Origin of the sequence: Aureimonas sp. AU12, from assembly GCF_001463705.1 — a bacterium.
Lineage (GTDB): Bacteria > Pseudomonadota > Alphaproteobacteria > Rhizobiales > Rhizobiaceae > Aureimonas.
This window is the reverse complement of sequence record NZ_BBWH01000072.1, coordinates 1-427: the sequence shown is the minus strand read 5'-3', so window position 1 is coordinate 427 and position 427 is coordinate 1. Positions and strand designations below refer to the sequence as shown.

Below are 427 nucleotides of genomic sequence, written 5' to 3'. Positions count from 1 at the left end.
CATGAGGCAATCATGAGAGGTTGCAGAATCGTTGAAAACACCGCTTACTCGTAAGTATGAAGCAAAGCGCGGAAAAGATTCGGAAAGACGTTGCCGCCCATCGGGCGCGGCAAGCGGCTGCCGGTCGCGTGGCGCTAAATACCTACGTTCCAGGTGAACTGATCGAAGCCATCGATCGGATCAAGGAGCAGAAAGGCGCGCCGGGACGCGCGCCGATCATCGAAGAAGCTTTGAGGTTCTACATCGAGAACGCACAGAGGGCATAAAACGAAAAACCCCTAGCCGCGCCAACGGTAGGGGTTTTTGGATTTCGGAACGGCTGTGTTGGGAACCGCTTGAACGTGGCCCCAACATAGTCGAGTGACCGCCAGCCTGCAAGACACGCGTCTTGCGGGATCGGTGAAACTTTGTCCGCTGTCCATGCTCT

At 56.0% G+C, this 427-nt stretch carries 1 protein-coding gene; it reads left to right on the top strand.

Going from position 1 to position 427, the window contains the following annotated elements:
- Positions 1-56: 56 nt before the first annotated feature.
- Entirely contained in the window at positions 57-266 is a 210-nt protein-coding gene (locus AUL33_RS21375; RefSeq protein ID WP_062213363.1) for a ribbon-helix-helix protein, CopG family, read from the top strand.
- Positions 267-427: the final 161 nt, after the last annotated feature.

What these genes read in the sequence shown, in the direction of transcription:
- AUL33_RS21375 (WP_062213363.1), top strand. Translation starts at nt 57, where the DNA reads ATGAAGCAAAGCGCGGAAAAGATTCGGAAAGACGTTGCCGCCCATCGG.